The 20,203-nt window shown below is 68.7% G+C and carries 22 protein-coding genes; 12 read left to right on the top strand and 10 right to left on the bottom strand.

The features are described 5' to 3' along the window. Positions 1 to 36 precede the first annotated feature (36 nt). Positions 37 to 1,182, top strand: coding sequence for a tubulin/FtsZ family protein (locus ACQUQ0_RS04000; RefSeq protein ID WP_435183487.1), 1,146 nt, complete (start codon positions 37 to 39; stop codon positions 1,180 to 1,182). 43 nt (positions 1,183 to 1,225) lie between these two features. After that, the gene (locus tag ACQUQ0_RS03995) at positions 1,226 to 1,774 is read left to right on the top strand and encodes a metal-dependent hydrolase (protein ID WP_435183301.1); all 549 of its coding nucleotides are present in this window, start codon (positions 1,226 to 1,228) and stop codon (positions 1,772 to 1,774) included. A gap of 117 nt (positions 1,775 to 1,891) precedes the next feature. Here the strand turns inward: ACQUQ0_RS03995 and cofG are convergent, their stop codons facing one another. From cofG to ACQUQ0_RS03970, 5 genes are all read right to left on the bottom strand, one after another. Then, positions 1,892 to 3,070 (bottom strand): 7,8-didemethyl-8-hydroxy-5-deazariboflavin synthase subunit CofG, encoded by a 1,179-nt coding sequence (gene cofG, locus ACQUQ0_RS03990; RefSeq protein WP_435183300.1) that lies wholly within the window; start codon positions 3,068 to 3,070, stop codon positions 1,892 to 1,894. A 196-nt stretch (positions 3,071 to 3,266) separates the two neighbouring features. Next, positions 3,267 to 3,989 (bottom strand): 2-phospho-L-lactate guanylyltransferase, encoded by a 723-nt coding sequence (cofC, locus tag ACQUQ0_RS03985; RefSeq protein ID WP_435183299.1) that lies wholly within the window; start codon positions 3,987 to 3,989, stop codon positions 3,267 to 3,269. A gap of 28 nt (positions 3,990 to 4,017) precedes the next feature. Further along, positions 4,018 to 4,803 carry a hypothetical protein gene (locus ACQUQ0_RS03980; protein WP_435183485.1) on the bottom strand — a complete coding sequence of 262 codons (786 nt, stop codon included), beginning with the start codon at positions 4,801 to 4,803 and terminating at the stop codon, positions 4,018 to 4,020. Continuing rightward, complete coding sequence (locus tag ACQUQ0_RS03975) at positions 4,772 to 5,953, bottom strand: tubulin/FtsZ family protein (protein WP_435183298.1); 1,182 nt, start codon at positions 5,951 to 5,953, stop codon at positions 4,772 to 4,774. The genes ACQUQ0_RS03980 and ACQUQ0_RS03975 overlap by 32 nt, the downstream gene beginning before the upstream one ends. A gap of 221 nt (positions 5,954 to 6,174) precedes the next feature. Further along, the gene (locus ACQUQ0_RS03970) at positions 6,175 to 7,101 is read right to left on the bottom strand and encodes a complex I NDUFA9 subunit family protein (protein ID WP_435183297.1); all 927 of its coding nucleotides are present in this window, start codon (positions 7,099 to 7,101) and stop codon (positions 6,175 to 6,177) included. A 134-nt stretch (positions 7,102 to 7,235) separates the two neighbouring features. On the opposite strand from ACQUQ0_RS03970, the gene tmk reads away from it, so the two are divergent. Next, positions 7,236 to 7,835, top strand: coding sequence for a dTMP kinase (gene tmk / locus ACQUQ0_RS03965; protein WP_435183296.1), 600 nt, complete (start codon positions 7,236 to 7,238; stop codon positions 7,833 to 7,835). Here the strand turns inward: tmk and ACQUQ0_RS03960 are convergent. Beyond that, complete coding sequence (locus tag ACQUQ0_RS03960) at positions 7,832 to 8,164, bottom strand: hypothetical protein (RefSeq protein WP_435183295.1); 333 nt, start codon at positions 8,162 to 8,164, stop codon at positions 7,832 to 7,834. The genes tmk and ACQUQ0_RS03960 overlap by 4 nt on opposite strands. Positions 8,165 to 8,326: 162 nt before the next feature. Continuing rightward, complete coding sequence (locus ACQUQ0_RS03955; RefSeq protein WP_372391339.1) at positions 8,327 to 8,557, bottom strand: Lrp/AsnC ligand binding domain-containing protein; 231 nt, start codon at positions 8,555 to 8,557, stop codon at positions 8,327 to 8,329. 113 nt (positions 8,558 to 8,670) lie between these two features. On the opposite strand from ACQUQ0_RS03955, the gene ACQUQ0_RS03950 reads away from it, so the two are divergent. Continuing rightward, entirely contained in the window at positions 8,671 to 9,360 is a 690-nt protein-coding gene (locus ACQUQ0_RS03950) for a potassium channel family protein (RefSeq protein WP_435183294.1), read from the top strand. Continuing rightward, positions 9,360 to 9,590 carry an Lrp/AsnC ligand binding domain-containing protein gene (locus tag ACQUQ0_RS03945; RefSeq protein ID WP_372391343.1) on the top strand — a complete coding sequence of 77 codons (231 nt, stop codon included), beginning with the start codon at positions 9,360 to 9,362 and terminating at the stop codon, positions 9,588 to 9,590. Before ACQUQ0_RS03950 ends, ACQUQ0_RS03945 begins: the two co-directional genes overlap by 1 nt. A 33-nt stretch (positions 9,591 to 9,623) precedes the next feature. On the opposite strand, the gene ACQUQ0_RS03940 is transcribed toward ACQUQ0_RS03945, so the two are convergent. Beyond that, positions 9,624 to 10,136, bottom strand: a complete 513-nt coding sequence (locus tag ACQUQ0_RS03940; RefSeq protein WP_435183292.1) for a DUF5813 family protein — start codon at positions 10,134 to 10,136, stop codon at positions 9,624 to 9,626. 305 nt (positions 10,137 to 10,441) lie between these two features. On the opposite strand from ACQUQ0_RS03940, the gene ACQUQ0_RS03935 reads away from it, so the two are divergent. After that, entirely contained in the window at positions 10,442 to 10,819 is a 378-nt protein-coding gene (locus tag ACQUQ0_RS03935; RefSeq protein ID WP_435183291.1) for a 30S ribosomal protein S8e, read from the top strand. A gap of 58 nt (positions 10,820 to 10,877) precedes the next feature. On the opposite strand, the gene ACQUQ0_RS03930 is transcribed toward ACQUQ0_RS03935, so the two are convergent. After that, positions 10,878 to 11,879: a PhoU domain-containing protein gene (locus ACQUQ0_RS03930; protein ID WP_435183290.1), complete on the bottom strand. Its 1,002-nt coding sequence runs from the start codon at positions 11,877 to 11,879 to the stop codon at positions 10,878 to 10,880. 386 nt (positions 11,880 to 12,265) lie between these two features. Between ACQUQ0_RS03930 and ACQUQ0_RS03925 the strand changes: the two genes are divergently transcribed. The 5 genes from ACQUQ0_RS03925 to phoU all read left to right on the top strand — a co-directional run bounded on the left by ACQUQ0_RS03925 (position 12,266) and on the right by phoU (position 17,633). Continuing rightward, positions 12,266 to 13,315, top strand: coding sequence for a phosphate ABC transporter substrate-binding protein PstS family protein (locus tag ACQUQ0_RS03925; RefSeq protein WP_435183289.1), 1,050 nt, complete (start codon positions 12,266 to 12,268; stop codon positions 13,313 to 13,315). Between the two features lie 63 nt (positions 13,316 to 13,378). Continuing rightward, entirely contained in the window at positions 13,379 to 14,338 is a 960-nt protein-coding gene (gene pstC, locus ACQUQ0_RS03920) for a phosphate ABC transporter permease subunit PstC (protein WP_435183288.1), read from the top strand. A gap of 1 nt (position 14,339) precedes the next feature. Then, complete coding sequence (gene pstA / locus ACQUQ0_RS03915; protein ID WP_435183287.1) at positions 14,340 to 15,989, top strand: phosphate ABC transporter permease PstA; 1,650 nt, start codon at positions 14,340 to 14,342, stop codon at positions 15,987 to 15,989. A gap of 11 nt (positions 15,990 to 16,000) precedes the next feature. Next, positions 16,001 to 16,873, top strand: a complete 873-nt coding sequence (pstB, locus tag ACQUQ0_RS03910) for a phosphate ABC transporter ATP-binding protein PstB (protein ID WP_435183286.1) — start codon at positions 16,001 to 16,003, stop codon at positions 16,871 to 16,873. Between the two features lie 82 nt (positions 16,874 to 16,955). Next, positions 16,956 to 17,633, top strand: a complete 678-nt coding sequence (phoU, locus tag ACQUQ0_RS03905) for a phosphate signaling complex protein PhoU (protein ID WP_435183285.1) — start codon at positions 16,956 to 16,958, stop codon at positions 17,631 to 17,633. A gap of 12 nt (positions 17,634 to 17,645) precedes the next feature. On the opposite strand, the gene ACQUQ0_RS03900 is transcribed toward phoU, so the two are convergent. Next, positions 17,646 to 18,983 carry a KaiC domain-containing protein gene (locus tag ACQUQ0_RS03900; RefSeq protein WP_435183284.1) on the bottom strand — a complete coding sequence of 446 codons (1,338 nt, stop codon included), beginning with the start codon at positions 18,981 to 18,983 and terminating at the stop codon, positions 17,646 to 17,648. A gap of 231 nt (positions 18,984 to 19,214) precedes the next feature. On the opposite strand from ACQUQ0_RS03900, the gene ACQUQ0_RS03895 reads away from it, so the two are divergent. Next, complete coding sequence (locus ACQUQ0_RS03895) at positions 19,215 to 20,039, top strand: NAD(+)/NADH kinase (RefSeq protein ID WP_435183283.1); 825 nt, start codon at positions 19,215 to 19,217, stop codon at positions 20,037 to 20,039. Positions 20,040 to 20,203: the final 164 nt, after the last annotated feature.

Genomic DNA, 20,203 nt, shown 5'->3' with positions numbered 1-20,203 from the left:
CGACCGGGCCGAACGGGAGAGTGAAATGACATCGCGATCATCTGGGTCGGACAGGCGGGCGGGAAGGTCGCGGACGCGGTCCTGGAGTACGAGTCGAACAGCCGGACCGACTTCGTCACCCAGGCCGTCGCCATCAACTCGGCGAAGGCGGACCTGCTCGGCCTCCGTCGAGTGCCGGTGGAAAGGCGGATCCTCATCGGGCAGTCGCGCGTGAAGGGCCACGGCGTCGGCGCCGACAACGAACTCGGCGCCGAGGTCGCCGAGGAGGACCTCGACGAGGTGACCGCGGCCGTCGACGACGTCCCCCTCCACGAGGTCGACGCGTTCCTCGTCGTCGCCGGGCTCGGCGGCGGGACCGGCTCGGGCGCAGCGCCGGTCATCGCGCGCGAACTCGGCCGGCTCTACACCGAACCGGTGTACGGACTGGGGCTCCTCCCCGGGAGCGACGAGGGGGGAATCTACACGCTGAACGCGGCGCGGTCGTTCCAGACGTTCGTGCGGGAGGTCGACAATCTGCTCGTCTTCGACAACGACGCCTGGCGGCGCTCGGGCGAGAGCCTCCAGGGCGGCTACGCCGCCATCAACGAGGAGATCGCGCGCCGCCTGGGCGTCCTCTGCAGCGCCGGCGAGGTCGACGACGGCCCCGTTCCCGAGTCGGTCGTCGACGCCTCCGAGATCATCAACACCCTCGCGGGCGGCGGCGTGACGACCGTCGGCTACGCGAACGCGCACCTGGACCGCCCCGCCCGCGGCATCTTCGGCCGCCGCGAGGCGACGCCCGACGAGACCGAGGTGGTGAACCGCATCTCGACGACGGTCCGCCGGACGACCCTCGGGAACCTCAGGCTCCCGGCCAACGTCAAGAGCACAGAGCGGGCGCTCCTGATCGTCAGCGGCCCGCCGCAGTACCTGAGTCGGAAGGGCTCCGAGGACGCCCGGCGGTGGCTCGAAGACGAGACGGGCACGATGGAGGTCCGCGGCGGCGACTACCCGATCCCCGACTCCGAGTACGTCGCGGCGCTCGTGGTGCTCTCGGGCGTCACCGACGTCCCCCGGATCAAGGAGCTCCAGGAGGTCGGCCGCGAGACCCAGCGGAACCTCGAAGAGCGCGCGGCCGAACGCCCGGAGGCGCTCCGGAACCTCGTGTGGGGCGGCGAGGGCGGTATCGACCCGCTGTTCTGACCGGGAATCAGACTCAAGGCCGTCGCGCCCCTTCCGTCGCCCGATGATGGTCACCACCCACGTGGCGGCCGGGTTGCTGCTGGCGACGCCCGTCGCGCTCCTGGCGCCGGAGTTCGCCCTCCCGGCCGCCGCCGGCGCCGTCCTGGGCGGCGTCGTCCCCGACCTCGACCTCTTCGTCGGGACCCACCGGAAGACGCTCCACTTCCCCGTCTACTACTCGGTTGCCGGCGTCGTCGCGGGCGTCGCGGCCGTACTGGCGCCCGGCCCGTTGACCGTCGCGGTCGCGCTCTGTCTCCTCACCGCCGGGATCCACTCCGCGTCGGACTGGCTCGGCGCCGGCGACGAACTCCGCCCGTGGGAGCGCACCTCCCAGCGCGCCGTCTTCCTCCACCCGCGGCGCCGGTGGCTCCGCCCGCGGTACCTCGTCCGGTACGACGGCGCCCCCGAGGATCTGGTTCTCACGGTCGTCCTCGCGACGCCTGCGGCCCTGGCGTTCGAAGGGTGGCCGCGCGCGCTCGTCGTCGGGGGCGTCGCCCTCGCGGCGGCGTACACGCTGGTCCGCAAGCGCGTGCCCGAGTGGCTGGGGATCTGATAGTGATTGCTCTCGTCTCGTACCGCCAAACGCCGTCACCGGGGGTGGCGTTCCGGCGGTAAACAGTGAGAGTAATCACTATGAGACCGGAATCCGAGGCCGAGAGCCGAGCGCGCGTCAGTCGGCGGACCCGCTCTCCGTCGAGGGAGAATCGACCGCGAGCGGGCCGTCGCGCCGCGCCACGCCGCGGTACCGCTCGCCGTGGACGTCGTCGGCGGTGATCGCCGCGGCGATCCGGTCGGAGAGCCACTCGCCCGCTGCGACCCGTCCCGCGAAGTCGGCGCGCCTGATCCGGTCCGGGAGGTACCGATCGTAGACGGGCAGGCGCTCGTACAGCGGCACGCCCGCGTCGGCGGCGATCTCTTCGAGTTCCCGCAGCGCGGGCCAGGCGTAGTCGGGGTTGATGTAATCCTCCGTCACGGGCGAGACGCCCCCGAGGTCGTCGACGCCGCAGTCGATCAGGTCCCGCGTCGGCGAGAGGTTCGGCGGGACCTGGACCGACACGTCCTCGGGAAGGGCCGCCCTGGCCATCGCGACCGTCCGGCGCATCGTCTCGACCGAGGGCCGCTCGAAGTCCGAGCGTTCGTTCGGGACGACGTTCTGGACGATCACCTCCTGGACGTGGTCGTAGCGCTCGTGGAGCGCGCGGATCGCCAGCAGGCTCTCGGCGCGGTCGCGCCACGTCTCGCCGATGCCGACGAGGATGCCCGTCGTGAACGGCATCCCCACTTCGCCCGCGGCGCGGATCGTGTTCAGCCGCTGGCCGGGCGTCTTCCGCCGGGCGCCCGCGTGGGCGTCGACGTCGGCGGTGGTCTCCAGCATCACGCCCATACTGGCGTTGACGGGCGCGAGGCGCTCGAAGTCGGCCTCGGTGAGGTCGCCGGGGTTCGAGTGCGGGAGCAGCCCCTCATCGAGCGCGATCTCACAGCAGTCCCGGAGGTACGCGAGGACGTCGTCGTAGCCCCACGCGGCCAGCTGCTCGTGGATCTCGGTGTACCGGTCGTCCGGCCGGTCGCCGAAGGTGAAGAGCGCCTCGGTGCAGCCCGCGTCGGCGCCGACCCGCAGGCGCTCGCGGACCTCCTCGGGGGAGAGCAGCGAGGCCTCGCCGGGGACGTCGTAGTAGGTGCAGTAGGTGCAGGTGTACCGGCAGGCGGTCGTGAGCGGGAGGAAGACGTTCCGCGAGAAGGTGAGTTCGGGCGCCGGCGCGACGTCGGACGGGCGGACGTCCAGCAGTCGCTCGACGTCGGTGTCCGGAATCTCGATGTCGACGTCGTACTCGGCGGCCGCGGGGAACATCGTGCCCTTCCTCGGCGGGCGACGTACAAAAACTGTCGCTCCGCGGCGAAGGTTCATATACTGGCGCGCGGCCAGCGGCGGTGTGCGCTGAGAGACGCCCCGGGTCGGGTCGCGGTTGCTCGGCACGTCGGCGCGGGGGCGGTTCGGAACGGAGTGCCGACTGTTCGCCACGAGAGCCGTCACGGGAGCGGACGGGCTATCCGTCCGATCGCCGAACCGCGACGCGCGATTCGCCGCCGGTATCGATCACGAAGCCGGCCTCGCGGAGCCACGCCGCCGATCGGCCGTCGCCGTGCAACAGCACCTCGACGAGGTCGTCCGGCTCGTCCACGTCGGTCGAGAGCCGCATCGAATCGACGGCGTCGACCGAGAGCCCCGCGTCCGCGGCGATGCGGCGGTGATCCCGGTAGGAGGTGCCGTGGTAGTCGACGCGGAAGTCGGGATCACGGACGACGAGCGCGTTCGTGCCCCCGCCGCGTCCCGGCGCGATCGCGACGTCGCCGCCGGCGCCGGACAGCCGCGCGAGCGCCGCGGGCGTCGCGAGCGCGAGGTCCGCCATCACCACGGCGAGTTCGCCGACGCCGCCGTCTCCGAGGCGCGAGAGCGCGGCGTTCACCGCGGGCGTCAGCGGTCGCTCGTCAATCGTCCTCGGGAGGTCATCGAGCGGGTCGGCGTCGGAGTCGTCGAGGGGATCAGCGTCGGCGCCGTCCACCGAGCCGCTGGGATCGCCGCCGAGGTCATCGGCGGGCGGATCGAGCGGGCCGGGGACGAGCAGTTCGGGGTCGTGACCCGCCGCCCGGATCGCCGAAACGACGTCGCGGAGCATCGCGAACGCGAAGCGCCGCCGCTCGTCGGCGTCGAGGACGGGTGCGAGCCGGGTCTTCGGGTCGCGAGCGGTGAAGGGGACGAGAACGCGCATCGACGCGAACGGAGGCGAAAAGGCCCGATCAGCCGAGCTTGTCGTGGCCCTGCTGCTGGGAGCGCCAGTACAGGAAGCCGCCGACGGCGAGGCCGATCACGACGAGGGCGCCGACGCCGTACAGCGCGTACTGCATCAGCTGATTCGACTGCTGGGTCTGCTGGGCCTGCTCTTGGGCCTGTTTCGCCAGGTCGATAGCGAGGGCGAACTCCTCTCCGTTGTACGCCTCGATGGCGTTCCCGAGGATCCGTTCGGCCTTCTGGGAGTTCACCTGGGAGACGGCCGTCTCGGCATCCGCGATGGCCTTTCGAGCCTCCCTCGACTCCTGGGTGTAGTGGGTCGCCGTCCAGTTCTCGATGGCGTTGCTCGATCCGCCCGTGCGGGTCTGTTCGAGGGCCATCACGACGAACGACTGCGGCGGCTCGTAGGAGTACTGCTCGACCTTCGGGACCGTCCCGGTGATCCGGACCTCAACCTTGCTCGTCCCTTCCGAGGCGGAGACCTCCGCGCCGGAAAAGGACTGGCCGTCGAACGATTTCTGAGAGACCTTCGCGCCGGTCTGGTCGTAGTACGACACCGTCCAGGTGACGTCCGTCAGTTCGGTGCTCCCCGCCAGCGTCCACGACTCGAGGGTGGGGTTCTGGTACAACTCGGTCAGCGTGACCGTCGCGGTGACCTGGGTGCCGACCTCTGCGTCGCTCGTGACGTTCGTGTCACCGACCGAAACGGCGGCGGCGGGGACCGAAGCCACAGAGAGGACGAAGAGACAGGCCAGCGCGAGCTTAGAAAAGCGACTCCAGCTCGTCTTCGTCATCATTAATCAGATTCTCCAAGTTCTCTTCGCTTTCCTCCCGGATGTCATCAATGTTGTCCTGTGCCTCGATGGCGACCTGCTGGAGCTCTTTGATGCGAGGCACGTTCGTCACCCCCGAGAGGAGGATGACGGACGCGACGCGGTTCGAGTCCGTGATCGGGTAGTCGCCACCACGGACCTCCATACTGCCGGTCTGCTCTTCGATCCACTTGCGGCCGCGCTCGATTCCCTTCCGGTTCAGGTGCCGCGGCGGGCCGGCCATCACGAGCAACGCCCGCTCTGCGCCCTCGATCTCACAGGGGAGGGTGAGACGCCCGAGGGCGGCCTTGCGGACGAGCGAGGTGATCCGGTTCGTCGTGTGGGCGGTGTCGAGGTCGTCATCCTCGTCGCCGCCGGTGAGCCGCGAGAGGAGCCCGCCGCCGGAAGAGTCGTTTTCGACCGTCTCGGAGGCGTACCCGACCGTCGAGACGCCGCCGCCCGCGAGGGTGTTGATGATCTCCGAGGAGTCGACGACGCTTTCGGCGACCTCGCCGCCCTGGCCGATCTCGCCGGCCCCGAAGAGGACGCCGAAGCGGGTGACGATCTCCTCGTTGATCTCGTCGTAGCCGCCCTGGACGGACTCGCCGGTCTTCCGCCAGGCGTCGTTGTCGAAGACGAGCAGATTGTCGACCTCCCGCACGAACGTCTGGAACGACCGCGCCGCGTTCAGCGTGTAGATCCCCCCCTCGTCGCTCCCGGGGAGGATGCCCAGACCGTAGACGGGCTCGGTGTAGATCCGCTGGAGATGCTTCGCGAGAACGGGCGAGCCGCCGCTTCCCGTGCCGCCGCCGAGCCCGGCGACGACGAGGAACGCGTCGATCTCGTGGACCGGGATGCTGTCGATAGCGCCTTGGACCTCGTCGATGTCCTCCTCGGCGACCTCGGCGCCGAGTTCGTTGTCGGCGCCGACGCCGTGGCCCTTCACGCGCGACTGCCCGATGAGGACCCGCTGGTCCTTGGGGATGTGCTCCAACCCCATCAGGTCGGCCTTCGCCGTGTTGACCGCGACCGCCGCACGGACGATGCCCGAATTGTGGCGCTTGTCGTACTCGACGAATTTGTCGACGATCTTTCCCCCGGCCTGCCCGAAACCGATCATTGCAAGCTTCATTTGTCGGGTCCCCTCGCCATTGGGTGTAACCCAGTGCAAACGCGGACATAAACCTTGTGATGGTCCGAAAAGGACGGAACCGCGGTCGGATCGTAAAAATCGACGGACTGCGACGGGGTATCAATCGGCGCGTAGTGTGAGCTCCGCGAAGCCGGTCGGCCTATTTCTCAGTTTTTATATTTGGACCGACTGATCTCGGCGCCCGATCGAGGGGCCGTGCCTCACCCGGACGTCGCCGCCGCGTCCGATTCGACGCGGCCCGCCCGTCCGTTCAGATACGCACTCAGCGTCGTGAGTTCGCCCGTTCCGACGCCGAAGGCGCCGACGTCGTTGTCGTCGGTGACGTTGTCGAACCGCAGCGAGCGGTACTGGTCTTTCCCCATCGGGAAGCCGGGGATCGCATCGCCCAGCGTGAGCCCGATCTTCGCGAGCCCCATCGGCACGGGGAGGATCGTGGTCGGGCGGCCGTCGGCCTCGTGGATCATCCGGGCGATCTCCGCGAGGGTGAGCTTGTCGGGGCCGCCGATCTCGTAGGTCTGGTTCGCGTGCTCGTCGGACTCGATCGCGTCGGCGAGCATCGGGACGAGATCGCCGACCCAGACGGGCTGGAACCGGGTCTTGCCCCCGCCCGGCAGGGCGCTGAGGTACGGCGGCGCAAGCAGTTTCGTGAAGGAGACGAACTCCCCGCCGTCGCCGAAGACGACCGAGGGGCGGAAGATCGTGTACTCCAGGACGGACTCGGTCACGATCTCTTCGGCCTCGCCCTTCGAGCGGATGTAGGCGGTCGGCCCGTCGGGGTCGGCGCCGAGCGCGCTCATCTGGACGAGGCGATCGACCTCGTGCTTCTCGGCCGCGCGGACGACGTGTTCGGTGCCCTGGCGGTGGACCAGGTCGTGCATCTCGTCGCCGCCGTCCGGCTTGAACAGCGGCGAGAGCGCGACGAGGTTGTAGACGGCGTCCTTCCCCTCGAAGGCCTCCGTGATCGAGTCGTAGTCCCGGACGTTGCCCATCACCTTGTTGACGCCCGACGGGAGGTCGTCGCTACTCGGACTCCGCGAGAGGGCCGTCACCTCGTGGTCCCGAGCCTTCAGTTCCCGGCAGAGCGCGCTTCCGATGAACCCGCTTCCGCCCACGACGAGGACGTTCATACTCCGGACGTCGCGCCATACGGCCGTAAAGGTAACTGCCGATCGGGACGCCGTCGGCGGGCGGTCGAGCGGTCGCCGGCACCGCCGCGACGGGACTCGGAGGATTTTACCGCGCGCCGCCGCCACCTCCGAGTATGCTCCTCACGCTGGAGGGTCTCGACGGGAGCGGGAAGACCACCGCCTGGGAGGCGCTGCGCGAGACCTACCCCGAAGCGGTGTTCACCCGCGAACCGACCGGCTCGTGGTACGGCGAGGCCGTCTCGCGGTCGATGCGGGACGACGACGCCGACCCCCTCGCCGAACTCTTCCTGTTCACCGCCGACCACGCGGACCACCTCTCGCGGGTCGTGCGCCCCGCGCTCGCCGACGGGAACCTCGTCGTCTCCGACCGCTACTCGGACTCGCGGTTCGCCTACCAGGCGGCCGCGCTCGCGGAGTCGTACCTCGCCGGCGGCCGCGACCCCCTGGAGTACATCCGGGAGATCCACGAGGCGTTCTCCCATCCGCCGGACCGGACGATCTACCTCGACGTCGACCCCGAAGTGGCGGCCGAGCGCGCCGGCGCGACGAACAAATTCGAGCGCGCGGAGTACCTCTCGCGGGTCGCCGAAAACTACGAGCGGCTCATCGAGGCCGAGCCGGACCGCTTCGTCCGCGTCGACGCCGCACAGCCGCTCCCGGCGGTCCGGGAGGCCGTGATCGACCACGTCGAGGAGTTCGTCGCCGAGAGCTAGGAGCCGTCCCCGCGGCGCTCCGGGAGCTCGTACTCGTCGGGCGCGGGAACGTAGAGCGTGTCGATGGTGAAGCCGAGCGCCAGCGGGAGCCCCACCGCCGCCCCCAGGAGCGCCGTCGGGCCGAGATCGAGCCCCGCGCCGATCGGGAGGACGCCGAAGAAGACGAGCGTCGTGACGAGGAGCGCCACCGGGATGAGCACGAACGAGTAGATGACATAGCCCCACTGCGTCTTCAGCCGGAGCCGGAAGAAGCGGGTCAGCACCGCCGCCAGGAGGGTGTGGATGACGAGCACCGCGCCGAACAGCACGAGGCCGACGACCGAGACCATACCCGAGATACGAGCGCTGTGACCTTTACGCGTTCGGCTCGGCGCGCGGACGCGTCGGAGCCGGGGACGGCGCCCGCGACGCGGCTCATAGTGAGTACTCACACTGTTTACCGCCGAACGTCGTCACTGGGAGTGGCGTGCAGCGGTAAGAGACGATCACTCTCAGTCCATCGCGATGTACGTCGTCGTATCGGTGACGCCGTCGAGGCGCTGGACCCCCGACGACGAGGCGTCGAGGACGTCGTAGACGCGCTCGCCCGTGGTCTCGGCGATGATGTCGTACGCGCCCGCGACGATGTGCGCCTCCGTCACCGCGTCGAGCTCGCGGACCGCCGCCAGCGACCGCTCGACCGCCCCGGCCTCCGTTTCGATCATCACGAACGCGTCGACCATACGGCGCTGTATGGTGTGGTGTCACATAGCACTTGCGACGTCGAACGGGAGGCGCGGGGAAGACATAGATTGCAGAGAAACATTATTGGCGGGCGGCGGCGTACCGATGTGGTATGCGGTTCGTTATCATTGGTGCAGGTCGGGTCGGACTCCGCACTGCTCGGGTCCTCAGGGAGGAGGGACACGAGATCACGATCGTCGAGAGGGACCGCGACAGGGTCGAGCGCGCCCGCGACGACGGCTTCGAGGTCGTCCACGGCGACGGGTCCCACGAGGCGGTGCTCGCGGAGGCGGGGATCGAAGACGCCGACGGGATCGGCGCGCTCACGAGCGACCTGAACGTGAACTTCACGGCGTGTTCGATCGCCAAACACCACCGGACCTGGACGGTCCTCCGCGTCGACGAGGAGCACCGCGAGGAGGTCTACCAGAAGTACGCTGACGAGGTCGACGAGGTCGTCTACCCCGAGCGCCTCGGCGCGCTCGGCGCGAAGAACGCGCTCCTTGGCGGGTCGATCCGCGCCATCGCCGACGTCGCCCAGAGCCTTCAGGTGGTCCAGATGACGGTCAGCGAGTCCTCGCCGATGCGCGGGTACACGATCGAGGAGGTCGCGCTCCCCGCGAAGACCCGGATCCTGGCGTTCGGGAAGGCGGGCGAACCGATGGGACTGCCGCTTTCGGACGACTCCCTCGAAGCCGGCGACCGCCTGGCGGTGCTCGCGGACTTCGAGGTCCTAGAGGAGGTCCGGCAGCTGATCGTCGGCGAGACGCTCGCGCCCGAGACCGACGAGGGAGTCGCGTGATGGTCACCGCCTACGTCACCGTCACGGCATCCAGCGGCGACGTCGACCGGCTCAAGCCCGCGATGGCGGGGATCGACGAGACCATCGAGCGGGTCGAGGTCGTCGCTGGCGACGTCGACTACGTCGTGAAGGCGCGGGCCGACGACGTCTCGGCACTCAAGGACGTCGCCGCCGCGCTCCGCGAACTCGACGGCATCGAGGGCACGGAGACGCACATCGGGATGGAGTGAGAGTCCTCGCTATGAGCGTCCGCCGCCCGACGCCTACAGCGGCGTCCCGCCCTCGGTCCCACCGCCGGCGTCGGCCGCGCGCTGGATCAGGTGCGTGACGGGCTCCGTGTAGTCGTAGCCGGGGATGATGCCCTCGACGTAGGTCCCCTCGACGTACTCCACGACCGCGACGGCGTCGTCCGCGCCGCGCGCCGCGTCGAGGTCGGCGAGCTCCGCGCGCACCGCGGCCTCTCCCTCTCCGCGGTCGACGTCGACCGCGACGTCGTCGGTCCCGTGCAACACCCCGTCGACGTCTTCAAGCCGGAGCGAGAGGGTGTCGAACCACCCGTCCTCAACGACCGGCGCGACGCGGTCGGCGGTGACGGCGTCGAGCATCGGGACCCGGACCTCGACGGCGAAGACGGCCCTGCCTTCTCGGCCCCCGATCTCGACGTCCGCGTCGAAGACAGTCGAGGTCACGGCGTACCGGCCTTCTGACCGCCGCTCGTAGGAGTCGTGGTTCTCGACCGCCCGTCGGGCTCGCGACTCGGCGTCACTGTCGCTCATCGACGGAAGAAGCGCCGGGAGCGACAAAAGCGTCTCGTGTCGCAGAGCGCCGACGGGGACGTGTCAAACCGAGAAAACGCGTTTCCGCGTGCGGCACGCTTAAGTGGCATCCGCCCAATCGATCAAGTGACGCTTCGTCTGGAGGGCCGAAGCGTCAGCGGGGACCAATTCAGGGCGGCAGTAACCGTGCGGGGCGTTCCCGGACGGTTGCTTCCTTTTAGGCGAAGTGCGCATCCGAGCGGCTGCGCCGCCTCGCGCATCCGCGATGCGAGCGATTGAAGTACTCACCCGGACAGATACCGGGTATGCAGGACCAAGGACGCTCCAAGCGGAAGCGGACCGGCGGCCGACGCCGGCGCTCGCACAAGAAGACGCGCCACCAGCTGGGCCGCCAGCCCGCCGAGACCACCGTCGGCGAGCCGCGCTTCCAGACCATCGACTCCCGCGGCAACGACACGAAGGTCCGCGCGCTCTCGACGGACGTCGCGCAGGTCGCCGAGGACGGCGACACGACCGAGGCGCAGATCGAGAACGTGATCGAGAACCCCGCGAACGTCAACTACGCGCGCCGGAACATCATCACGAAGGGCGCGATCATCGAGACCAGCGAGGGCACCGCCCGCGTCACCTCCCGCCCCGGCCAGACCGGCCAGGTCAACGCGGTCCTCGTCGACGAGGAGTGACGCCGTCTTCTCTCCGTTCTCCGCGACCGCGAGCGACAGCGCCGGCTTCCGGCTCCCTTTACGGGGTCGGCGCGGCCTTCTGGAGCGCGGTCTCGGCGACGTTGCCGCCGTAGTCCGCGCTCCGCGAGACGGAGTCGACGATGAGCCCCAGGAGCTGCGCGCGCGCCGGATCGAGGTCGCGCAGGAGCTCGTCGATCCGCCGCGCGCGCTCGTCGATCTCCTGAACGGACTCGCGGGCCTCGTTGGCCAGCCGCGTCGCCTCGTCGCTGTCGTCGGCCAGGAGGGCGTCCATCCCGCCGTCGACGATCTCGCGGGCCTCCTCGTGGAGCTGGTAGAGGGCGTCGATCACCTCCTCGGGGACGGGACGCTCGAACTCCAGGGTGAGGTGGGCGATCTTCGTGGCGTGGTCGGCGATGCGCTCTAGCTGGCGGGCCGCAGACTGGTAGTCGAAGCAGACCTCGCGGGGGAGGCCGAGTTCCTCGGCGGCCTTCGGCGTGCGGAGCGTCGCGCGGAAGATGCGCGAGACCACCATCCAGAGGCGGTCGACGTCGTCGTCGCGCTGGATCACGTCGCGGGCCATATCCGTGTCGAGTTCCGCGAGCGCGTCGACAGCGTCCGAGAGCATCGACAGGGAGATGAGTCGCATCCGGCGGACGGCGGTGTGGATCGACAGCTCCGCCGAGTCCAGGAGGTCGCGGATGACGACCGAGTCGCGGGTCTCCTCCAGCACTTCGAGGCCGACGAGGCTCTGGGTCGCCTCCCGGATGGTCCGGCGCTGGTCGGTCGTGATCCGCGAGCTCTCGAGGTTGATGATGTCGAAGCCGCTCACGTACATCGTCATCACCGCGCGCGTGAGTTCGTCGCCCTCCAGGTCCGTGACGTCGAGGGTACCCTCGGTGCGCTCGTCCTCGTTCGCGGGCGCGAGAAACAGCGAATCGCCCTCGGGGTAGAACTCCACCACGCTCCCCGCCGAGACGTCGTTTTCGGTCGCCCACTCCTTCGGGATCGAGACGGTGTACGTCGAGCCGCCGGTGACCTGCACCTTCCGCGTTTCGACCATACGCGGGCATTACGAACCTCGGAATATAAATGTGCCTATGGATATATAGTTATCAGTCATCGGTCCGATCAGTTCGGTGTCTCGTGCGCTATGAGGTGTGCTATTGATCCACGTATAGACGTCTGTGAAGACCCCCCGTTCACAGCGCGTTCCTTCGCGGGTGTTCGGACGATGGCCCGGTCAACTGTTATTTAGCGTTTCAGGCGTTTTAAGCCATTTTACGGGCCTTCGACCGATCCGATTCCCGACCTCCCGCGCCGTCGGAAGCCGGAAGTGAGTCGGGAGCGAGTGCGACTCGCTTGCGAGAGGTCGTCATACGTACTGCTATTTTATCTATATAGTCATATTAGTAGACGTTTTATCCGTCATCCGAGTACTCGCAGTCGATGACGCGCGACAGCACGCAGACACGTGGGTTCTCACGTCGGAAGTTCATCGCCGCCTCGGGGGCGCTCGGCGTCGCCGGGCTCGCCGGCTGTACGCAGAGCAACACGGGCGGCTCGACTTCGGAGCCTACGACCGGGTCGGGTACCGCTTCGGGCACCGACGGCGGCTCCGGCGCCCTGTCCGGCGACATCTCCATCGCCGGCTCTTCGACGGTCTTCCCGCTGGCGACCGCGATGGCCCAGCGGTTCCAGGAGAAACATCCCGAGGTCGACATCAGTCTCCAGTCGACGGGGTCTGGCGGCGGCTTCGCGAACTACTTCTGTACCGGAGAGACCGACTTCAACAACGCGTCGCGGCCGATCCAGCCCGAGGAGAAAGAGCAGTGCGCGAGCAACGACATCGAGCCCGTGGAGCTCAAGGTCGCGACCGACGCGCTGACGGTCATCGTCAACAACGACAACGACTGGATCGGCGAGGGCCTCACCGTCGAACAGCTCGCCGAGATCTGGTCGGCCGAGTCGCCGCCGGAAACGTGGGCCGACGTCAACTCTGATTGGCCGGACGAACCGCTGGAGCTGTACGGCCCCTCGGAGGCCTCCGGGACCTTCGATTACTTCGTCGAGGCCATCCTGGGCGAGGAGGGACCGGGCCACCGCCAGGACTACTCCCCGACCGAGCAGGACCGGACGATCATCCAGGGCGTGCAGGGCTCCAAATACGCGATGGGCTACCTGGGCTTCGCGTACTACAGCGAGAACCAGGACGCGGTCCAGGCGGTCCCGATCGAGAACGACGCGGGGAACTACGTGGAACCCTCGCTCGACACCGCGCTCTCGGGCGAGTACAATCCGCTATCGCGGCCGCTCTTCACCTACCCCAAGGTCTCGGCGCTGCAGGAGGAGCACATAGCCGCCTTCGCGCGCTTCTGGCTGGAGAACGCCACGAGTCGGGAGATCGTCGCCAACGAGGTCGGCTACGTGCCGCTGAGCGACGAGGAGCAGTCGGCGATGCTGTCGCGGCTCGACGAGGCGGTCGGCGGGTCGAACTGACATCGGCGACCCCTCAGACAGGTAACGAAGCGCTTTTTCGTACCCCAGTAATTCCACCATACAATGAGCACAGACGAGTTGGAGGCCGACCTCACCCGGCAGACCGAAAACTCACCGCGGGAGCTCCTGACCCGGACGTTCTTCTTTCTGTGCGCCGGCCTCTCTATCGTCACCACGATCAGTATCGTCGTGTTGCTCGTGACCGAGGCCGCGAAGTTCTTCACGATCACCGCGCCGCTGATGGGCGTGACGGGGCAGACGGCCTCGCTCGTCGACTTCCTCACCGGAACGACCTGGCAGATCAACAGCGGGCAGTTCGGCGTGCTGGCGCTGGTCTCGGCGACGCTCATGATCACGATCGGCTCGGCGGTCATCGCGATTCCCCTCGGCGTCGCGACCGCGATCTACCTCAGCGAGTACGCCAGCCAGCGGGCCCGGTCGGTGCTCAAGCCCGCCCTGGAGATCCTCGCCGGGGTCCCGACGGTCGTCTACGGCTTCTTCGCGCTGGTCTACATCACGCCCGCGCTCTCGACGGTCTTCCCCAGCATCGGGACGTTCAACATGCTGTCGGCCAGCATCGTCGTCGGCATCATGATCATCCCGATGGTCGCGTCGATCTCCGAGGACGCGATGTCGGCCGTCCCCGACGACCTCCGGCAGGCGGGCTACGGGATGGGCGCGACGAAGTTCGACGTCGCGACGGGCATCGTCGTCCCCGCGGCGCTGTCGGGCATCTTCTCCTCGTTCATCCTGGCGCTCTCCCGCGCGATCGGCGAGACGATGGCCGTCACCATCGCCGCCGGGTCGCGGGCGCGGTTCCTCAATCCCCTGAACCCCGCCTCCTACCTGGAGGGGGCGCTGCCGATGACCGCCGCGATGGTCCAGCTCCTCTTGGGCGACATCACCGGCGGCGGTCTCGCCTACCGGAGCCTCTTCGCGATCGGCCTGGTCCTCTTTGTCATCACCCTCGTCATGAACGTCATCAGCGACTTCGTCGCCCAGCGGTACCGGGAGGAGTACTGAGATGGCCGCAGAGAGCAAACGGATCGAGGACTTCGGCGAGGTCAGCCGCACCGTGGGGACGGTCTTCCGTTACTTCCTCCTGGCGGCGACGATGTTCGGCATCGTCACGCTCGCGGTCCTCCTCGTCTACGTCGCCAACGACGCGATCCAGCCGCTGACCGCCGATCCCGGCTGGTACCTCGTCTACTTCCTGACGCTGATCGCCCCGACGGCGGCGGTCGGCTGGTACGTCCGCCGTCGGGACCGCGAGGCCTTCGTCTTCGGCGTCTTCCTCGTCGGCCTGCTCGTCGTCTCGCTGATGTTCAGCGGGGGCGTCGGTCTGCTCGTGATCGACGTCGTACCGCCGCTCGTCGCGTTCGCGTTCGCGATCGCGCTCGTCGTGCCGACCGCGATTTCGGTTGGCCTCACGCGGTACGCCCACCGGATCGCCTTCACGCCGCGGCTCGCGCTCACGACGCTCGCGTTCTACCTCTCCCTGCTCGGGATCCCGGGCCCGCTCGGCGGCGTGCTCGGCGTCCCCCAACTGGTCCCGAGCCTCGCGCAGGCGATTCAGGGTATCCCCGTCATCCCGATCGACTGGATGATGGTCGGCACCGTGATCGGCGGCGCCGCGTCGGGCGCGACGGCCGCGTACGTCGCGGGCGTCCGCGACGCCCGAACCGGGCTGTACGCCGGCGCCGCGGCGTTCGTCGCCGTCCTCGCGAGCGCCGTGGTCGGGCCGCTCGCGAGCCTGAATCCGGTCCCGGCGATCGTCGTCACCGGCGTCGCGCTCGTCCCGACCGCGACGTACGCCTGGCGTGGGGCGTTCACCGAGGAGCGCCGGCCGGCCGGCGTCGGCTTCGCCGCGGTCGTGATCGGCGGGGCGCTCGTCGGTGCGTTCGCCGTCGAGGCGCTCGGCTTCGCCGGTCCGCAGTCGTGGGTCGACTGGCAGTTCCTCACGAGCGCCCACAGCGGGAACGCGGAGGAGGCCGGGCTCTACCCCGCGATCGGCGGGTCGATCCTCCTGATGGGGACGGTCGCGGCGCTGTCGTTTCCGATCGGGGTCGGCGCCGCGGTCTACCTGGAGGAGTACGCACCCGACAACGCGCTCACCCGCTTCGTCGACGTCAACATCTCGAACCTCGCGGGCGTCCCCTCGGTGGTCTACGGCCTGCTCGGCCTGGGCGTGTTCGTGACCTACCTCAGCCAGCCGCCGGGGACGGTGCTCGTCGGCGGCGCGACGCTCGCGCTGTTGATCCTCCCGATCGTCATCATCTCCGCGCGCGAGGCGATCCGCTCTGTGCCCTCGGACCTCCGCCAGGCCTCCTACGGGATGGGCGCGACGCGGTGGCAGACCGTCCGCAACGTGGTCCTGCCGGAGGCGTTCCCCGGCATCCTCACGGGGACAATCCTCGCGCTGGGGCGGGCGATCGGCGAGACCGCGCCGCTGATCATGATCGGCGCGCCGAACGTCGTCTTCAACCTCCCGAGCACGCTCTCCTCGAAGGTGAGCGCGATGCCGCTTCAGGTGTACGCGTGGTCGGGCCTCTTCGCGAGCGAGGACTTCTACACGAAGGCCGTCCCGGCCGGGGTGGTGGTCCTCCTCGCCGTCCTCCTGGCGATGAACTCGGTCGCGATCGTGCTCCGGAACAAGTTTGAGCGAACAGGGTGAGTTACGACACAATGAGCCAACAGAACACGGACGAATCGAGCGGCGGTGGCGACTCGCCGGACCCCACGGACGACGAGATGCTGATCCAGACCGACGTCAGCGAGAGCGTGTCGTCGTCGGGGTCGACGCGGCGCGAGACCGTCGTCCGCGCCGAAGACGTCAACGTCTGGTACGGCGACGACCAGGCGCTCCAGGACATCACGCTGTCGATCCCAGAAAAGAGCGTCACCGCGATGGTCGGCCCCTCGGGCTGCGGGAAGTCGACGTTCCTCCGGTGTATCAACCGGATGAACGACCTCATCGACAGCGCGCGCGTCGAGGGCGACCTCTACCTCCGGGGCAAGAACGTCTACGACGACGACGTCGACCCCGTGGCGCTCCGGCGACGAGTGGGAATGGTCTTCCAGAAGCCCAACCCCTTCCCGAAGAGCATCTACGACAACGTCACCTACGGGCTGGAGATCCAGAACAAGGGCGGCGACTACGACGAGATCGTCGAGCGCTCGCTGAAGCGGGCCGCCCTGTGGGACGAGGTGAAAGACCAACTCGACGAGTCGGGGCTGGACCTCTCGGGCGGCCAGCAACAGCGGCTCTGCATCGCCCGCGCGATCGCGCCCGACCCCGAGGTCCTCCTGATGGACGAGCCCGCCTCGGCGCTGGACCCGGTCGCGACCTCCCAGATCGAAGACCTCATCGAGGAGCTCGCCCAGGACTACACGGTCGTCATCGTGACGCACAATATGCAGCAGGCCGCGCGGATCTCCGATCAGACCGCCGTCTTCCTCACCGGCGGCGAGCTCGTCGAGTTCGACGACACCCAGAAGATCTTCGAGAACCCCGAGAGCCAGCGCGTCGAAGACTACATCACGGGCAAGTTCGGGTAGGTCGCCGGACGTCGGCGCTCCGGGGCGTCGATTCCAGCGCCGCCGCGACACTATTATACCACCGTCCCGCCTGCGAACAGGTATGCCCAGACAGGAGTACCAGGAGTCCCTGTCGAACCTCCGCGACGACGTCCTCTACATGAGCGAGATCGTCGCCGAGCGCCTGCGGTGGGGACTCGACGCGCTCGCACAGAAGGACCGGGAGACCGCCCAGGAGGTCATCGACGGCGACGACGAGGTGAACCGGATGTACCTCGAACTCGAAGGCGATTGCGTCGATCTGATCGCGCTCCAGCAGCCGGTCGCCTCCGACCTGCGGTTCATCGCGGCCACGTTCAAGATCATCACCGACCTCGAACGCATCGGCGACCTGGCGGTGAACCTCGCGCAGTACGCGCTGGACGCCGACCGGGACGTCTTCCCCGAGGTCGACGTCCAGCAGATCGGCGTCGAGACCTTGGAGATGCTCGACGACGCGATGGAGGCCTACGCCGAGGAGGAGCCCGAGGCGTGCTACGCGGTCGCCGAGCGCGACGACGACCTCGACGCGATGTGCGAGGCCGCCAGCACGACGGTCGTCCGCGACCTCATCGAGAGCGACCCGTTCGGCGAGGACGACGCCGACGCCGAGGCGTACATGCAGGACATCTCGCGGCTCCTCCTGACGATCCGGGACCTCGAACGCGTCGGCGACCACGCGGTCAACATCGCCGCGCGGTCGCTGTACATGATCGAAGACGACGCGGAGCTGCTGTACTGAGGCCGGTTCGGCTCAGAAGATGTTCGCCTGACGGTAGACGCTGATCCCGGCGCCGGTGAGCTCGTAGGGCTTCGTCTCCCGGGAGTGGTTCGCGTCGCGGATCTTCTGAATCTCGACCGCCAGCCGCGTCTCCCGGAAGTCGCTCGGGCGGACGTACTGGAGGACGAACACCGCGTCCGCGAGGTACTCGACGATGCCGAAGCGGGAGACGTAGGCGTTCTCGGGGCTCGCCTCGGAGGTCATGAGCGTCGTGATGCCGGCGTTCTTCAGCGCGCGGGTGAAGCCGAACACCTGGCTGCGGCGCTGCGGCGCGCTCTCGTACATCATCTCCAAGAGCGAGACCGAGTCCAACACCAGCCGGTCGGCGCCGAACTCCGAGATCAGGTCTGGGAGGTCGCTCTGGATGCTGTCGAGGCTGTTCGCCATCTCGATGGGGTCGATGTCGACGATGGCGAGCCGGTCCTCGTCGACGTAGCGCTCGAACTCCCAGCCCTTCTCGGCCGCCGTGTCGAGGATGCGCTGGTGGCTCTCTTCGAGGGTGATGTAGACGGCGTCCTCGCCGTGTTCGAGCCCGTGGTTCAGGAACTGGAGGCCGAAGGTCGTCTTCCCCGTCCCGGCCGACCCGATCGCCACCATCAGCGAGCGCCGCGGGACGCCGCCGAGGATCATATTGTCGAGGCCGTCGATCCCGATGTCGAGGCGTTCGAGTTCCGACTCGAACTCGCCCGCGTCGGCGTCGAACCCCTCGGGGCCGTCGTCGAAGTCCGCGAATCCGAAGTCGTCGCCGCCCCCGAAGTCACCGCCGAAGTCGTCTCCGAAGTCGTCGCCGCCTCCGAGGCCGCCGAACTCGGGGTCGCCACCGCCGGTGCCGCCGGTCCCACCGGCCCCACCGGAGTCGCCGAACGGATCCTGCCTGTCCGGCCCGGATCCGACGTCCGGCTCCGGCGCGTCACCGAGCGCAGACGCGAAATCCTCCTCGAAGGGGTTCTCGTCGGGCGGTTCGTCGGCGGCCGAGTCCATCTGGTCGTCGGCGGCCGATTCGATCCCTGGGTCCGAGCCGTCGCCGCCGACGTCGGATTCGCCCGTTTTCGAGTCTGTACCTGTGCCTGTGTCCGTGTTCGCCTCTTCCGTGTCGGCTTCCGATCCCGATTCCGATACCGGTCCCGCTTCTGCTTTCGCGTCCGGTTCGTCGGTCTCGACGATCTCGGTCCCGCCGTCGTCGGCGTCGGCGTCGACATCGGAATCGGCCGCTTCGTCGGCGTCCTCCGTCGCGTCAGCGCGGTCGGCGTCCCCGTCCGTCTCGGACTCGTCTCTGAGGGCCCGCTCGAACCAATCGTCGTCGTCACTCACGGCACTCACCCGAGCGCAGACCTCGGCTCGTGTCCGCGACCGCGCGACTGCGCCTGCGACCACGCCGCGAACGCGCTTGCATCCGTGCCATCCCCGTCGTCGAGGAGAGGGTCGGCCCGGCTATGAATGTTGCCCGTGGTGACGCGCGTCGGAGACGATCGGCGCGCGGTCGAGCGCGATCCGGTGCGTGACGGAGCCCTTTTTTGCCGGCGCGTCGAACCTCGCGGCGAGATGAAGGTGGCCATCGTCGCGCAGTGGGACAACGACCGCACGGCGCGGCTCGCGAGCGACATCCGCGAGCGGCTCCGCGCGGAGGACGTCACCGTCTGGATCGACGCGGCGACGGCCGCCGAACTCGACGTGTCGGGCCACGCCGTCAGCACGTTCCACATGGCCGATCTGGTGGTCAGCATCGGCGGCGACGGGACGTTCCTCTTCGCCGCCCACGGAGCGCAGGACACGCCGGTCCTCGGCGTCAACCTCGGCGAGGTGGGCTTTCTCAACGCCGTCAACCCCGAGGACGCGGTCGACGCCGTCCTGCGCGAGGTCCGGCGGTTCCGCGAGGACGGCGACCTCCCGACGCGGTCGATGCCGCGGCTCCAGGCCGTCGGCGAGGGGTGGACGCTCCCGCCCGCGGTCAACGAGGTCGTCGTCCAGGGCGCCCGACGGGGCCACGGCGGCGGCGCGACGATCGACGTCCGGATCGACGGCTCCCCCTACGCCGACGGCCACGCCGACGGCGTCCTCGTGGCGACGCCGACCGGGAGCACCGCGTACAACCTCAGCGAGGACGGGCCGCTCGTCCACCCCGGGGTCCCGGGGTTCGTCGTCACGCAGATGGCCGACGCCGACGGGCGCCCGCCGCTCGTCGTCGACCGCGACGTGACCGTGACCGTCGCCGTCGAGGACGCCGCGGAGGCCGTGGTGGTCGTCGACGGGCGGGTCCGCGAGCCCGTCTCGCCGCCCACGGAAGTGACGATCGGACTCGCGGACGACCCAGTTCGGATGGCGGGGCCCGCCTCCGACTTCTTCGAGGCGCTCGGGAAACTGGACTGACGGGCGGGAGGGGTCGCACGCCCCGGAGTGGGCGGGTTCGTTCGGTCCGAGACGGTCCGAGATGTGGAGTCGATCCATCGATTCTCGCGACCATATCGGTCAAAACCGGAGTCGAACCGACAGTATCGGTCGAACGGCTTCGTGTGCCGCCGAGTATCGCACGC

The organism is Halobellus sp. EA9 (genome assembly GCF_051195055.1).
Lineage (GTDB): Archaea > Halobacteriota > Halobacteria > Halobacteriales > Haloferacaceae > Haloquadratum > Haloquadratum rubicundus.
The sequence above is the reverse complement of the archived record's forward strand: the minus strand, read 5'-3'. Positions and strand labels throughout refer to the sequence as shown.

Excerpts from the sequence above, each read along its gene's own strand:
- ACQUQ0_RS03940 (WP_435183292.1), bottom strand. The coding sequence starts at position 10,136 with ATGAGCGACAGTGACGCCGAGTCGCGAGCCCGACGGGCGGTCGAGAAC.
- cofC (WP_435183299.1), bottom strand. The coding sequence starts at position 3,989 with ATGCGCGTTCTCGTCCCCTTCACCGCTCGCGACCCGAAGACCCGGCTC.
- pstC (WP_435183288.1), top strand. The coding sequence starts at position 13,379 with ATGAGCACAGACGAGTTGGAGGCCGACCTCACCCGGCAGACCGAAAAC.
- ACQUQ0_RS03950 (WP_435183294.1), top strand. The coding sequence starts at position 8,671 with ATGCGGTTCGTTATCATTGGTGCAGGTCGGGTCGGACTCCGCACTGCT.
- pstB (WP_435183286.1), top strand. The coding sequence starts at position 16,001 with ATGAGCCAACAGAACACGGACGAATCGAGCGGCGGTGGCGACTCGCCG.
- tmk (WP_435183296.1), top strand. The coding sequence starts at position 7,236 with ATGCTCCTCACGCTGGAGGGTCTCGACGGGAGCGGGAAGACCACCGCC.
- ACQUQ0_RS03945 (WP_372391343.1), top strand. The coding sequence starts at position 9,360 with ATGGTCACCGCCTACGTCACCGTCACGGCATCCAGCGGCGACGTCGAC.
- phoU (WP_435183285.1), top strand. The coding sequence starts at position 16,956 with ATGCCCAGACAGGAGTACCAGGAGTCCCTGTCGAACCTCCGCGACGAC.
- ACQUQ0_RS03960 (WP_435183295.1), bottom strand. The coding sequence starts at position 8,164 with ATGGTCTCGGTCGTCGGCCTCGTGCTGTTCGGCGCGGTGCTCGTCATC.
- ACQUQ0_RS03970 (WP_435183297.1), bottom strand. The coding sequence starts at position 7,101 with ATGAACGTCCTCGTCGTGGGCGGAAGCGGGTTCATCGGAAGCGCGCTC.
- ACQUQ0_RS03995 (WP_435183301.1), top strand. The coding sequence starts at position 1,226 with ATGATGGTCACCACCCACGTGGCGGCCGGGTTGCTGCTGGCGACGCCC.
- ACQUQ0_RS03935 (WP_435183291.1), top strand. The coding sequence starts at position 10,442 with ATGCAGGACCAAGGACGCTCCAAGCGGAAGCGGACCGGCGGCCGACGC.
- ACQUQ0_RS03930 (WP_435183290.1), bottom strand. The coding sequence starts at position 11,879 with ATGGTCGAAACGCGGAAGGTGCAGGTCACCGGCGGCTCGACGTACACC.
- ACQUQ0_RS03925 (WP_435183289.1), top strand. The coding sequence starts at position 12,266 with ATGACGCGCGACAGCACGCAGACACGTGGGTTCTCACGTCGGAAGTTC.
- ACQUQ0_RS03955 (WP_372391339.1), bottom strand. The coding sequence starts at position 8,557 with ATGGTCGACGCGTTCGTGATGATCGAAACGGAGGCCGGGGCGGTCGAG.
- pstA (WP_435183287.1), top strand. The coding sequence starts at position 14,340 with ATGGCCGCAGAGAGCAAACGGATCGAGGACTTCGGCGAGGTCAGCCGC.
- ACQUQ0_RS03895 (WP_435183283.1), top strand. The coding sequence starts at position 19,215 with ATGAAGGTGGCCATCGTCGCGCAGTGGGACAACGACCGCACGGCGCGG.
- cofG (WP_435183300.1), bottom strand. The coding sequence starts at position 3,070 with ATGTTCCCCGCGGCCGCCGAGTACGACGTCGACATCGAGATTCCGGAC.
- ACQUQ0_RS03980 (WP_435183485.1), bottom strand. The coding sequence starts at position 4,803 with ATGACGAAGACGAGCTGGAGTCGCTTTTCTAAGCTCGCGCTGGCCTGT.
- ACQUQ0_RS03975 (WP_435183298.1), bottom strand. The coding sequence starts at position 5,953 with ATGAAGCTTGCAATGATCGGTTTCGGGCAGGCCGGGGGAAAGATCGTC.